The sequence below is a fragment of the Leptothrix cholodnii SP-6 genome, assembly GCF_000019785.1.
GTDB lineage: Bacteria > Pseudomonadota > Gammaproteobacteria > Burkholderiales > Burkholderiaceae_C > Sphaerotilus > Sphaerotilus cholodnii.
On record NC_010524.1, the window covers coordinates 2670933 to 2684193 of the forward strand.

The window sequence follows — 13261 nt, forward strand, 5'->3', positions numbered from 1 at the left end:
GATTAGGACTGCGACCGGCATGAGTCCACTCAAGTTTTTGCTAGCATCGATTCCAGATGCTTATGAGTCCAGACGCTTTTACGGGCAAACCCTTGTCGATGGCGCAGGCCTGCGGGCGGCTGCGGTTCCGGCATCTGCAGTTCCTGGACATCCTCGGCCAGACCCGCAACCTGCGGCTCACCGCCGAGCAGATGCACATCACGCAGCCGGCGGCCACCAAGATCCTGATGGACATCGAGCAGATCCTGGAGGCGCGCCTGTTCGACCGGCTGTCGCGCGGCATGCGGCCCAACGAGCTGGGCCTGTTCACGCTGCGTTATGCCGGCGTGGCACTGGCCGGGCATCGCAAGTTCGTCGATGAATTCAATGCCCTGCGGCACGGCGGCCACGGGCACCTGACGATCGGTGCGATCACCGGCTCGGCCGCCCACCTGCTGATGGCGTCGGTGGCGGAGATCCAGCGCCTGCGGCCGCTGCTGGTGCTCAAGATCCTGGAGCAGAGCAGCGACCAGCTGGTGGTCTGGCTGGCCGAACGCAAGATCGACCTGATGATCGGGCGCTTCACGGACGAGGCGCAGAAGGCCCAGTTCCAGTACGAGCGCCTGGCCAGCGAGCAGCTGCAGGTGGTGGCCGGCGTCGATCACCCCTTGCGCGGCGCACTCGACCTGGAGCTGACCCAGCTGGCGCACTGGCCGTGGATCCTCTACCCGACCTCGACGGCGGTGCGCAGGGTGTGCGACGACATCTTCGGCCGCAACGGCCTGGCGCTCGCCTGCGGCGTGGTCGAGACGCCCTCGTTCCTGTTCGCGCTGGAGCTGATGCAGCGCACCGACATGCTGTCGCTGCAGCCCGCGGCGCTGGTCGACAAGTACGTGAAGAAGGGCCTGCTGGCGCGCATCCCGGTCGAGCTGCCGGACCGCCTGCCCGACTACGGCCTGATCACCCGGCTCGACGAGCCGCCGACACCGGCGGCGCAGGCGTTCACGGACGTGTTGCGGACGCTGGCCGGCACCGCTGCAGAAACCGGCTGAGGTCCCACCCGAGCGGCCCGAGCCGGGCGTGGCCCGGCGCTCCCGTCAGGCCAGACGCTCGCGCGTCATCGCGCCATCCACCAGCCGGGCGATGCCCAGCGGGTTGTCGTTCTTCAGCGCGTCGGGCAGCAGGGCGTCCGGGAAGTTCTGGAAGCAGACCGGACGCAGGAACCGGTCGATCGCCAGGGTGCCCACCGACGTGCCGCGTGCGTCCGACGTGGCCGGGTACGGGCCGCCGTGCACCATCGCGTCGCAGACCTCCACGCCGGTCGGGTAGCCGTTGATCAGCAGGCGGCCGACCTTGTGCGCCAGCAGCGCCAGGATGTCGGTCGAGGCCAGCAGGTCGTCGGGCTCGCCGATCAGCGTGGCCGTCAGCTGGCCGCGCAGGCCGTGCAGCGCCTGCATCAGTTCGGCCCGATCCGCCACCTCGACGACCACCGTCGCCGGGCCGAAGACCTCCTCCTGCAGCAGCGCATCGCCCGTCAGCAGCAGGCTCGCGTCGGCCTTGAAGACCTGGGCCCGGGCCTGCGCGCCGGTCTGCTCGGGGCCTGCCAGACGCGTCAGGCCCGGATGCGCCAGCCAGGCGTCCAGACCGTGGCAGTAGCTGCGCAGCGTGCCGGCGTTGAGCATGGTCTGCGGCGCCACGTCGCTCATGCGCTGGCACAGGCGCGCGACAAAGGCGTCGAACGCGGCCGAGCGGATGCCGATCACCAGGCCCGGGTTGGTGCAGAACTGCCCGGCCCCCTGCACCACCGAAGCCGCCAGATCCTGGGCGATCAGGTCGCCGCGCGCCTGCAGCGCACCGGGCAGCACCAGCACCGGGTTGATGCTGCTCATCTCGGCGAACACCGGGATCGGCTGCGGCCGCGCCGCGGCCATCTCGCACAGGGCTCGGCCGCCTTTGAGGGAACCGGTGAAGCCGACCGCCTGGATCGCCGGGTGCTTGACCAGCCACTCGCCGACGCCGTTGCCGTAGACCATGTTGAACACGCCGGCGGGCATGCCGGTGCGTTGCGCCGCGCGCACGATGGCATCGGCCACGCCCTCGGCCGTGGCCATGTGGCCGCTGTGCGCCTTGACCACCACCGGGCAGCCGGCGGCCAGCGCGGCGGCGGTGTCGCCGCCTGCGGTCGAGAACGCCAGCGGGAAATTGCTCGCCCCGAACACCGCCACCGGGCCCACGCCGATGCGGCACTGGCGCAGGTCCACGCGCGGCAGCGGCTTGCGATCGGGCAGCGCGCGGTCGATGCGCGCGCCGTGGAAATCGCCGCGCCGCAGCACCTTGGCGAACAGGCGCATCTGGCCGCTGGTGCGGCCGCGCTCGCCCTGGATGCGCGCCGCCGGCAAGGCGGTCTCGCGGCAGACGATGGCGACGAAGGTGTCGTCCAGCGCGTCCAGCTCGTCGGCAATGGCGTCCAGGAACTGCGCCCGGCGCTCGGCCGACAGGCTGCGATAGACCGGGAACGCGGCGGCGGCAGCGCTGGCGGCGGCATCCACCTCGTCGGCCGTGGCCTGCACGAAACTCGGCGGCAGCGGCTCGCCGGTGGTGGCGTCCAGGCTGCGCAGGATGACGGCGCCGGCGGCGCTGCGGCCGCCACCGATGTAGTTGTGGCCAGTGGAGTCGGACATGGTGATCTTTCGAGGGAAGGCGGCGCCGATTCTAGGAAGCGGGCCCGCCGCTTCCCAATCACGAATCGGGATCCATCGATAACCAATCGTTATCGAGATCGGCTGGCGGCGCGTCGGCCGCCCGGCCCTCACTCGCCCCGGTAGACCGGCCGGCGCTTTTCCTTGAAGGCGTGGATGCCCTCGGCGTAGTCCTGGCTGTCGTACACCACCCGGCGCAGGCCCTGGATGCGCTCGAAGCCGGCCGGCGACATCGCGTGGGCACCGGCCAGGATGCGCAGCTGCTCCTTCATCACCGCGATCGCCAGCGGCGAGTTGTGGGTGATGACGCTGGCGAGTTCGCGCGTGAATCCGGTGATCTGCTCGGCCGCGACCACGTTGTTGACGATGCCGTGCAGCTCGAGCCGGGCCGCGCTCATGGGCCGGCCGGTGAACAGCAGTTCCTTGGCGATGTGCGGCGGCGCGGCGTTCAGGAAGGTCAGCAGGCCGGTGGCGTTGTAGGGCACGCCGAGCTTGGCCGGCGTGGCCGCGAAGGTGGCCTGCGGCGTGGCGATGATCATGTCGCAGGCGAACACCAGCTCGCAGGCGCCGCCCCAGACGCCGCCCTCCACCAGCGCGATCACCGGCGCGTGGAAGGACTCGATCTCGCGGATCAGCAGGCGCAGCGGATCCTGCCAGCCGAGCGGGTCGCGCCCGCCTTCGGGCAGCTCGGACACGTCGTGGCCCGACGACCAGACCGTGCTGCCGGGCTGCGCCCGCAGGATCGCGGCCCGCACGCCCTCGTTCTTGAAGTGCTCGAGGGCGGCCACGATCTCCTCGACCATCGGTTCGGACAAGGCATTGCGCTTGGCCTCGTGGTCGAGCGTGATGGTGCCGATGGCGTCGCCGATGTCGATCTGGGTAAAGGCCATGAAATGGGCGCGGGCGCCTGGAAGAATCTGTCGTGGACCCGGCATCCGCAGGCGAGCCGCGGATGCCGGCATGTCATCAGGCCGAGAGGTCGACCTCGGGCGCCGTCGGGCGAGCCGCGCCGCGCTTGGAGTCGTGCTTTTCCAGGTCGCTGGTGATGGCGCGCTTGAGCTTGCCGGCCGCCAGCTGGATCGCCTGGTGGGCGGTGTCGGCGTGCGCCTTCACGACCACGGCGTCCATCCCGACCAGGCGCGCTTCCAGCGTGCAATGGATCTCGTCCGGGCTGGTCTTCTCGTGGCTGTGGGCATCGGCCAGGTGGGCCTCGACACGGGTGACCTGATCCTTGAAACGGCTCAGCGCGTCGTTGACGACGCTGGTCAGGTGCTCGGCCATCGTGTGGCGTCCGTCGACATGGGGATCGGTGTTCAGCAGGACTTGCATGGTTGCTTGAATGGGTTCGTTTCGTGGAATCGCGACTCGAAGATGAAACCTTCTCGTCGTGCCTTCAGGGTAGCCGAAGCGCTGCCCCGCGGCCGGACCGCAGGTTGACGCGGATCAAATCCCGCTCAATCGCCGGACGCCAGTTCGCGCACCACCGCGGCCACCGAAGCGGCATCGGGCAGATGCGACAGCGCGCCGACCAGCTCGTCACGCACCTGCGCCAGATGGGCCTCGAAACGCGCCGCATCGACGCCCATCGCGGTCGCCAGGGTCTGCACGCAGGCCCGCTCGGCGGCACTCAGATGGCCGTCGGCGTAGGCCGTCATCAGGCACATCAGCACCACGGTGTCGGCAAAACCGGCCGACACGCCGGCCAGCCGGGCGGCATCGAACGGGCCTGCATCGGGCCGCGCCAGCACCGTGGCGGTGCTCGGCATGTCGGCACTGCGCGAGCTCTCGTAGAACTGCCCGATCAGCGCCGCTTCGGCCGGGTGGATGCCGTCCACCAGCGCCACCGACAGCATCGCCTGCGTCAGCTCGATCACCTGCGTCGAGCTGAGTTCCTGATCCTTGATCGCATTCATGAGGGTCTCCGGTTGGGGGCGGTCGCGTGACGCGCTATCGCGTCAGGGCGCGCCGCCGGGCTTGAATCAGCTTGTCCTGGATGTCGGCCAGGGCCATGTCCCGAAAGCGTTGCGGCAGCATCGAGCGGCGCGAGGTTTCCGAGACGGCCAGCAGCTCCATGAACTCGATCATGTCGCGCTCCTGCGGCGGCATGAAGTCCTCGGCCGCGGCGGCCAGCACCTGCGCATCGAGCGCCCGGCCCTGGTTGCGGGCCAGCTCGACGGCCAGCAGCGCCAGCGCCTCCAGATCAGCGTTGGAGTAACCGATCAGGGTGTCGCACAGCGTCAGCATTTCTTCGGGCGTGGCGGCGCAGGTCTCGCCATAACGAGACAGCACCGCGTTCAGCACCTGGGCCCGCTCGGGCGCCGATTCGCAATAGAAGAACGGGATCTTGCGGTCCAGCCGGCCGGGCCGCTTGATGTCGCTGTCGAGCTTGTCGGGGCGGTTCGTCATCATCACGAACAGCACCTGGCCGCGGTTCTCGGTCTCGGCCATGAACTCCTTCAGCCGCGCGATCACGCGCGAGCTGGTGCCGCCGTCGCTGTCCTCGCCGCCACCCGAGCCGAAGCTGCGGTCGCCCTCGTCGATGATCACCGCGATCGGCCCCATCGCCTTGACGGTGGCCAGCACGCGCTCCAGGTTGGCCTCGGTCGAGCCGACCCACTTGGAGCGGAAATTCTTCAGCGCCACCGCCGACAGCCCCGCCTCCTTCAGGAAGGCCTTGATGACGAAGGTCTTGCCCGAACCCATCGGGCCGACCGCGAGCAGGCCCATCGGCGTCAGCGCGGTGTCGCCGGCTTTCAGGTTGCGGGCAATCGCCAGCAGCTCGTGCTTGATGTGTTCATGCCCACCGACCGCTTCGAGGCCGTGTCTGGGCTCGATGAACTCGATCAGGCCGGCACATTCCTTCTCGATCATCTCGCGCTTGCGCGTGTGGATGACCTTCAGCACCTCGGCGTTGGCGTCGCCCTCCGGCAAGGCGCGGCCGGGCTCGATCAGCCGGGTCACTTCGGCCGGCGTCATGCCGGCGGTGATGGCCGCCAGCGTGGTGGCACGGGCCTCGGCGTCGGGCGTGCCCTGCAGCAGTTGCAGGATCAGCGCGCGCCGCTGCGGCTCGCTCATGCCGTGGCCGCCCGAGCTGGCCATGATGCTGGCCAGCTGCACCGTGCGCAGCCCGCCGGTGCGATCGGAAAACAGCGTCAGCTGCGCCTCGCTCAGCTTGGGCGCGAGGTGCGCGATGACGCGCCGGCGCTGCGCCAGATCGGGCATCGGGATCTCGATCGCCGCCACCTTCGGGTTGCTCAGCAGCCCCGGGTTGATGGCGTTGAGCGACTCGGAAATGAGGATCGTGATGTTGTCGCCGCGGGTCAGCGCCGGGTCGAGCGACCAGCGGTGGAAGGCCAGGTAGAGCTGCCGATCGGCGTGTGCCATGAAACTCGGGTCACCGGCGGGCAGCAGCGCGTCGGCATAGGGCACCAGCACGGCGGTCGAACGGCCGCCGCGCATCTGCGCCTCGAGCACATGCAGCGATGCCAGCAGCGCGCCGCTGTCGGCGTCGACGTCCGGCATGGCAAGTGCGCCATCGGCCTTGCCGCCGAGCACCCGGATGCCGCGCTCCAGGCTGATCTCGCAGACCTGCTGCTTGGTGTCCTTGAACAGCTCGCCGACCAGGAAGGACTGCAGGTCGTGCAGCACCTCGCCGACCAGGAAGTTGTCGAACACGTTGCGGTAGAGCACGAAGGTCGACGCCTCGCCGGCCAGGTACTTCTGCCGCAGCGTCTCGGCCCAGCGGGGCAAGGCGGTGCGGGTGCCGGCCGCAAGGGCCGTGTGGGCCGGGCTGCTCATCGCCACGCCGCGCTCAGAGGTTCTTGACCGGTGCGGACTGCGCCGCCGCCCGCGCCGCCTTCAGGGCGTCGAGCTGCGCCTTGGCGGTGACGGCACCGCTGCTCTGGCGCAGCTTGTTCAGGCGCACGTCGAGGTCGGATTCGCGCAGCTCGGCGCCCAGGCTGGCCTGCGCCACCTGGCTCTTGATGTGGTCGCGCACGGCACCCAGCGCCTGCACCTCGGCGTCGACCGACAGGCCGTCGAGCTGGCCCTGGATCTTCAGCCGCGCCTGCGCGCTGTGCATCTGCGCGAGCATGCGGTCCTTCTCGGCTTTGAGCTTGTCGATCTCGGACTTCACCTGCATCAGCGAATCCTTGGCGGTGTCGGCATCCGAGGTGGCCTGGGCGGCATCGGCGCGCAGTTCGACCAGCGCCGCATCGACCGCGTTCTTCTTCTGGATCAGCACCACGGCCAGGTCGTCCTGGTTGGTGGCCAACGCGGTCTCGAGGTCGGCGCTGACGCTGGCCAGCTCGCGCTCCTGCGCCTCCAGCCGCGCGGTGATCTCCTGGCGGCGCGCGATGATGGCACCGGTCGCGGCCTTGAGCTGGGTGTACTTCTCGATCATCGAGGCGATCGCGTTCTGGTACGCGATCTCCGGATGGGCCTTCTCGACGTCGGACACCCACAGTGAGATGAACCCCGACCACAGGTTGGCGAGGCGGGCAAAGATTGCGTTGTTGGCCATGGGAATGCTCCTGGTTGGATGCGGCGAAACGGGGACGGGCCGGCGACGATCGCCGACCCTACTTGCGGATGAATTCTTGCGACGACCGGGCGCGCGAGGCCTGCCGGATGGCCTGATCCGAAGCGCTGGAAGCGGCCGCAGCGGGCCGCCCGACATCCGCCGGCTCGGCGGCGCCGAACTCGGCCGCCACTTCCTCGGCGATGCGCAGGCGTGCCAGCGACTCCTCGAGCTTGCCGTCCATGCCGGAAGAATACGGCGAGCTGATGACCAGCTGGTAGACCTCCTCGAGCTTGTCGGGCATCGAGATCAGCGTCGCCTCGAGTGCGCTGCGGCGCACCGCCAGACGGCGCGAACGGTTGGCCGCCTCGGTGTATTCGGCCAGCGCGCTGCGCAGCGGGCGCGCCTCTTCGGCGGCCAGCGCCGGGTTCTGCAACTGCGCCTGCAGGGCGGCGATGCGCTTCATCAGCACCTCGTCGTTGGCGCCATCCTTGCGCGGCTTGAGCGACTGCCAGACCACGCACAGCCCGAGGTAGTCGACCAGCATGTCCTCGAGCTTGTCGACATCGGCGCGTGTCAGCGTGTTGCGGCTGTCGCCCACCGCCTGGTAGAGCGCCTGCACCCGCCCGGACATGTGCCGGTAGGTGGCCAGCGCCTTGTCGTCGCCGTAGTTGTTCAGCTCGGCCAGCAGCCGGCCCTGCCGTTGCAGGCGCGCCTGCACGTGCAGGTCGCGGTCGACCCGGGCCCGGAACGACGGCAGGCTGGGGATCGCCAGCGCCGCCAGGATCTCGGTGCCCAGCGCCAGCACGCCGACCAGCGCCAGGCCGGTCCAGCCGTAGGGGATCGACGCGAAGATGGCCGCGCAACCGGCGGCCAGCAAGGCCACGCGGTTGTTCGGATGGCGCCAGAAGGCCCCGAGGTAAGGCGACGGCGAGCTCACGCTACTTGGCGAACTTCGACCACAGGCGTTCGATGTCGCGCTGGTCCTGCTCCGACAGGATCGGGATCGGCGACGAGCGGCTCAGCGACGTCGCGCTCGGCACCACCGCCGGGTTGGCCTTGATGCTGTCGTTCATGAACTCGCCGGCCTTGAGGTTGGCGTTGGCGTAGCCCACGGTGTTGGAGACCCTGGCGATCACCTGCGGGCGCAGCAGGTAGTCGATGAACAGGTGCGCCTCGCGCCTGTTCTTCGCGTTGGCCGGCGTGGCCATGGCGTCGATCGCCAGCAGCCCGCCGTCCGACGGCACGCGGTATTCGACCGCGCCGCGCGACTTGCTCTGCGCCTGCACCGCGTCGCCCGAAAAGCCGATCGCCACGCAGATCTTGCCGCTGGCCAGCGCGTCGATGAACTGGTCGGTCGGAATCACCTTGACCGTGCCGCTCAGCTTGTCGAGCACCTGCGAGGCCGCGTTGATGGAGGCCTTGCCGCTCCAGCGCGGCTGCCCGCCGGCCATCGCGGCCAGCGGCACCACGTCGGTGGCCGAGTCGACCACGCCGATGCCGCAGGACTTGAAGCGCCGTGCCGTCTCGGCATCGAACACGCTGGTCAGCGTGTCCATCGCGTGGCCGGGGTAGGCCCGTTCGGTCAGCTTGGGGTTCCAGGCGATGCCGACCGTGTACCACATGTAGGGCAGGCTGTAGGCGCCGTCCTTGTCCCACGAACGCAGCGTGGCGTCGACCCGCGGGTCGAGGTTGGCGAGGTTCTTCAGGCTCGGCTTGTCGAGCTTGGCCAGCAGCCCTTGTGTGGCCAGCGCGGGCACCGAGTTGGCGGTCGGGAACACCACGTCATACGGCGCGGCGGTGTTGCGCAGCTTGGCTTCGAGGTCGCCGGCATTGGCGAAGATGTCGTAGACCACGCGGATGCCGGTCTCCTTCTCGAAGTCCTGCAGCACGCCGGGCTCGATGTAGTCGGGCCAGTTGAGCACCCGCACCGTCGACTTGGCCGACGCCCCCACGCCGTTGACGGCGCGGCGCAGGTTCATCAGCACGGTGGCGGTGATCAGGCCGTCGACCGTGACCTTCTGCGACTCCTGGAAGGCCTCGGCTGCCACCTGCGTCTGCGGGCCGAAGGTGCCGTCGAGCGGGCCGGCGTCGAAGCCGAGCTTGCCCAGCAGGATCTGCGCCTCGCGCAGGCCGGCGGCGTCGACCAGCTTCTCGCGGCCCTTGTAGTTGCCGCCCGCCCATTTCTGGGTCTGCCAGATGACGCGGCGGATCGCGTTGAGCAGCGGGTCGGTGACCTGATTCGTCGGCGCCAGGCCGTTCTGCGCCGCGAAGGCGCGGATCGCCTCCTGCGTGGCCGGCGTCAGCGTGCCGGTCGGCGTTTCGCGGTACAGGCCCATGCGGGCCAGCAGGCGCTGGGCGGTCTCGACCTTGGCGCTGCGGGCGCCCGCGGGTGCGGCGGCCTGGTCCTTGGGTGCGTCGGTGCCGAACACGAAGCCCTGTGCGTGGGTCGGGCCGGCCGTCCAGGCGCTGCCGATCGAGATGGCCAGGACGGCCAGGGTGCGCAATGTCATGTGGGGTTCCTGCTGTCGAGCCGTGATGCCGTCGGTCATCTGCCGGAGGCAAAACAGATGATGTTGCGCGACTGGGCCAGCTGGAACAGCCGCGCCGCCTGGTCCTGATCGGCCGTGATGCCGCCCTGCCCCTTGAGCGTCATCTCGCCCAGCAGACAGGCCGAGGCGCCGTCACCGTCCTTGACCGCCTGCTCCAGATGCACGCGGGCCTGCGCGAAGTCGCCCGCGGCGAGCCGCTGGCGGCCCGCCTCGGCGTTCTGTGCGACCGACAGCTTCTGGCTCTCGGTGGCGGTCGCCACCGGTGGCGCAGCGGGCGGCGCGGCCACCGCGGGCGCGGGCGCGGGTTGAGGGGTCTGCGCGGGCGCAGCCGGCGTGTCGGCCGTCGACACAGGTGCCGGCGCCGTGCTGGCCGCGGGCGCGCCCAGCCGGTTCTTCAGCACCAGGTGCCAGACAGCCGACGCCATGCCGCCGACCACGGCCAGGGCGATCAGCCCTTTCGAGAGGGGAGTCAGACTGGCCATCGCCTCATTCCTTCCGGTCGGCCGCGGAGGGGCCGAACTGTCGTGACAGGCCCTGCAGCCGCTGGCTGGTCTGCGCCAGGCTCGCCACCTGCTGGGCGGTCTGCTGGCGGGCGGCCTGCAGGCCGGCCTCGTGCGTGGCGGTTTCCTGCGCCGAGCGGGTCAGCTCGCGTTCGACCAGGGCCTCGAGTTCGGCAATCTGCCTGCGGATGTCGCCCACCACCTGCTCGCGCCGCGCCGCGACCGCCTGCAGCCGCGCCTGCGTTTCACTTTCGAGCGTCTGCAGGTCGTGCTGCAGCCCGTCGGCATGCCGGGCCAGCGCCTGCACCTTGGCGGCGGCATCGGCCAGCGGATCGTCGATCGACCACGACTCGTCGGCCGCGTCCATCGCCTTGATCGCCATCAGCCGCGTGGCCTCGTCCATCGCGCCGAGGCCGTCGACCAGCCGCAGCAGGCGCTCGGCCGGATAGACCGACGGCGGCACGCCCGCGCTGGCGTAGATCTGGTCGAGCTGCATCGGCACGGCCTCGCCCGCGGCGGCAACCGGCGGCGCAGCGTCGGGCGGCGGTGGCGCAGCGGCCTGCGGTGGTGCGTCGGGCGGGGCCGGCTGCGCCGGTGCATCCCGCGTGACCAGACCCGCCTTCTCCAGAAAGTTCAACATGCCCTTCATCGCTTGTTCTCCACCCCGGGGTTGATGTGCGAAACCCGAGTCGCACAGGACTTGGCCAGGATCATATGAGAACCCGTGCGGCCCGCCGTCTGGCGGCGCAGGGCGCGCGGGCGTGCGCGTCAGGCGGGGTTTTCGCCGTGGGTCCGCAGCCGGAACGTGTTGCGGCCCGCGTGCTTGGCCTCGTAGAGCGCAGCGTCGGCGGTCGCCATGAGGGCCTTCAGGCTCCTGGCGTCGACATCGCCGGTCAGCAGGCCGACGCCGATGCTGGCGGTGGCAGGCAGGAACCCCGCCGCCAGATCGAACGGGGTCTGCATGACCGCGTGGATCTTCGACGCCACCCGCCGGGCCTCGTCCTGGTCGTGCAGCTGTTCGAGCAGCACGACAAATTCGTCGCCGCCCAGGCGCGCGACGGTGTCGGTGTCACGCACCGCGCCTTTGAGCCGACGCGCGAATTCGGTCAGCACCGCGTCGCCGGCGGCGTGGCCGTGGCGGTCGTTGATGCCCTTGAAGTGATCGATGTCGATGTACAGCAGGGCCGGCTTCAGCGCCGTGCGCCGTGCGCGCCGCAGGGCCTCGTGCAGCCGGTCGTCGAACTGCAGGCGGTTGGCCAGCCCGGTCAGGTGGTCGACACGGGCGAGCTGGCGCAGCTGCGCCTCGACCGCCTTCAGCTCCGAGATGTCCATGCTCATCGCGTACAGGCCCGCCACCGAGCCGTCGCTGCGCACATCGGGCACGTAAGTGCTGCGCAGATGGCGCTCGCGCCCGCCGCGGTCGGTCAGGCCCTCCAGGGTCTGGCGCCTTCCGCTGCGCAGCACCTCGTCCATGACGGGTTTGCGGGCCGCGTGGAACGCCGCGCCGAGGCAATCGCCGAAGGTCCGGCCGATCAGGCTGTCGGGCGCGATGCCGAACCAGTCCGCGTAAGTCTGGTTGGCGAACACGAAGCGGTGCTCGCGATCGAAGTAGGCGATCAGCGCGGGCAGGTTGTTCGTGATCAGGCGCAGCAGCTCCTCGTTGGCCGCCAGTCGGGCCTGCGCCTCCTTGCGCTCGGTGACGTCGCGCAGCATCAGCTGGGTCTGCCACTGGCCGCGGGCGTCGATGTGGCGGGCCGTCTGCGGCTCGATCTGCAGCGTCCGGCCGTCGCCGCGTGTCAGCTGCAGGTCGGGCGACACCGGTGCAGACGGCTGCGCCGCAGCCAGCCACTTCGCCAGCGCCGCGCCGGTGTGCGCCAGCTCGGCCAGCGGCCTGCCGAGGACATCGGCCGGCTCGATGCCGAGCAGGGCGCTGGCGGACGGGTTGAGCGCGCCGACCCTGCCGTCGGGGCCGACCAGCAGGATGCCTTCGTTGGCGTGCTCGAACAGCGCCGCCTGCTGCCGCTGGCTCGACAGCAGCTCGGCCGCCAGCGCGCAGATCAGCACGCTGGTGCAGGCCTGCGCCGTGATGTAGCTCCACAGCGCGAGCAGTCCGGCATGCGGATCGTGGCCGGCAAACGGGCCGACCCCATTGGCAGTCCCCCACGCCACCGCGCCCGACAGCAGCAGCACCGACAGCGACGCGGCGAGCACGCCGGCACGCAGCGCGAGCACCGCCGTCACGAACAGCGGCAGCGACAGCAGCGGAAACAGCAGCGCCGGTGCCACCCAGGGCGAGAAGCTCAGGGTGCCGCAGACCAGCACCACGCCCAGCAGCAGCAGGTTGATCAGGCCGGCTCGACCGCCGAACGTGGTGCGTGACGTGGCAGCGGTGAGCGCCACCAGCGGCACGCCGCCGAGCAAGGCGCCGACGGCATCGCCCACCCACCACGACATCCAGGCGGAGACCCAGATCGACTCGGGCAGCAGGCCGGCCACCCGCAGCCAGGCCGTGCCGTTGCTCGCGGTGACCACCATGCCGGCCATCGCCGCCAGCAGGTACACGCCGAGGTCGTTGCGCCGTGTCAGGGCCGGATCGAAGCCCCAGCGCCGCAACAGCCGCGTGCTCAGCCACGGCCCCAGCGCATTGCCGGCGGCGATGCCCAGCCCCATCCACGGCGGCCCGCCGATCTCGACATTGACCGCGAAGGCGGCCGCCATGACGCCGATCGACATCAGGCCGCCCCAGCGCAGGTAGGCGGCGATCGCGATCCCGGTCGGCAGCCACACCAGCGAGACATGGGTGCCGACGTAGGGGATCAGCAGCCCGAGCCGCGCGCCCAGGTAGTAGACGACCGCGACGCCGAGCAGCCTGGCGGCCCAGATCGCGGGTGACGTGGCGGACAGAACCGGGTCCGTGGATCTGATCATTCTTTGATCATTCTTGTTGGTGTCGTCTTCGCAGAGAAACGCCGGTGCACGATGGAGGTGCCCCTGTCCGTGGCTGTAACAGTA

The 13261-nt window shown here is 70.2% G+C and carries 12 protein-coding genes; 1 reads left to right on the forward strand and 11 read right to left on the reverse strand.

Going from position 1 to position 13261, the window contains the following annotated elements; genetic code table 11:
* The first annotated feature begins 62 nt into the window (after nt 1–62).
* Nucleotides 63–1031, forward strand: coding sequence for a LysR substrate-binding domain-containing protein (locus LCHO_RS12280; protein ID WP_043704269.1), 969 nt, complete (start codon nt 63–65; stop codon nt 1029–1031).
* Between the two features lie 45 nt (nt 1032–1076).
* Here LCHO_RS12280 and LCHO_RS12285 read toward each other — a convergent pair whose 3' ends face one another.
* The 11 genes from LCHO_RS12285 to LCHO_RS22220 form a co-directional block, all read right to left on the reverse strand.
* The gene (locus LCHO_RS12285; protein ID WP_012347481.1) at nt 1077–2660 is read right to left on the reverse strand and encodes an aldehyde dehydrogenase (NADP(+)); all 1584 of its coding nucleotides are present in this window, start codon (nt 2658–2660) and stop codon (nt 1077–1079) included.
* 128 nt (nt 2661–2788) lie between these two features.
* On the reverse strand, nt 2789–3568 hold the full coding sequence (gene scpB / locus LCHO_RS12290; protein WP_012347482.1) for a methylmalonyl-CoA decarboxylase: 780 nt from the start codon (nt 3566–3568) through the stop codon (nt 2789–2791).
* A 76-nt stretch (nt 3569–3644) separates the two neighbouring features.
* Nucleotides 3645–4007, reverse strand: coding sequence for an HPF/RaiA family ribosome-associated protein (locus LCHO_RS12295; protein ID WP_012347483.1), 363 nt, complete (start codon nt 4005–4007; stop codon nt 3645–3647).
* Nucleotides 4008–4132: 125 nt separating this feature from the next.
* The gene (locus LCHO_RS12300; RefSeq protein WP_012347484.1) at nt 4133–4591 is read right to left on the reverse strand and encodes a co-chaperone DjlA; all 459 of its coding nucleotides are present in this window, start codon (nt 4589–4591) and stop codon (nt 4133–4135) included.
* A gap of 34 nt (nt 4592–4625) precedes the next feature.
* The gene (locus LCHO_RS12305; RefSeq protein WP_012347485.1) at nt 4626–6476 is read right to left on the reverse strand and encodes an AAA family ATPase; all 1851 of its coding nucleotides are present in this window, start codon (nt 6474–6476) and stop codon (nt 4626–4628) included.
* A gap of 13 nt (nt 6477–6489) precedes the next feature.
* Nucleotides 6490–7200, reverse strand: coding sequence for a PspA/IM30 family protein (locus tag LCHO_RS12310; protein WP_012347486.1), 711 nt, complete (start codon nt 7198–7200; stop codon nt 6490–6492).
* Nucleotides 7201–7258: 58 nt separating this feature from the next.
* Nucleotides 7259–8137, reverse strand: coding sequence for a hypothetical protein (locus LCHO_RS12315; RefSeq protein ID WP_012347487.1), 879 nt, complete (start codon nt 8135–8137; stop codon nt 7259–7261).
* A 1-nt stretch (nt 8138) separates the two neighbouring features.
* Nucleotides 8139–9710, reverse strand: a complete 1572-nt coding sequence (locus LCHO_RS12320) for an extracellular solute-binding protein (protein WP_012347488.1) — start codon at nt 9708–9710, stop codon at nt 8139–8141.
* A 35-nt stretch (nt 9711–9745) separates the two neighbouring features.
* Nucleotides 9746–10231, reverse strand: a complete 486-nt coding sequence (locus LCHO_RS12325; RefSeq protein WP_012347489.1) for a hypothetical protein — start codon at nt 10229–10231, stop codon at nt 9746–9748.
* A 4-nt stretch (nt 10232–10235) separates the two neighbouring features.
* Nucleotides 10236–10898: a hypothetical protein gene (locus LCHO_RS12330; RefSeq protein ID WP_012347490.1), complete on the reverse strand. Its 663-nt coding sequence runs from the start codon at nt 10896–10898 to the stop codon at nt 10236–10238.
* Nucleotides 10899–11017: 119 nt separating this feature from the next.
* Nucleotides 11018–13177 (reverse strand): diguanylate cyclase domain-containing protein, encoded by a 2160-nt coding sequence (locus LCHO_RS22220; protein WP_012347491.1) that lies wholly within the window; start codon nt 13175–13177, stop codon nt 11018–11020.
* Nucleotides 13178–13261 lie beyond the last annotated feature (84 nt).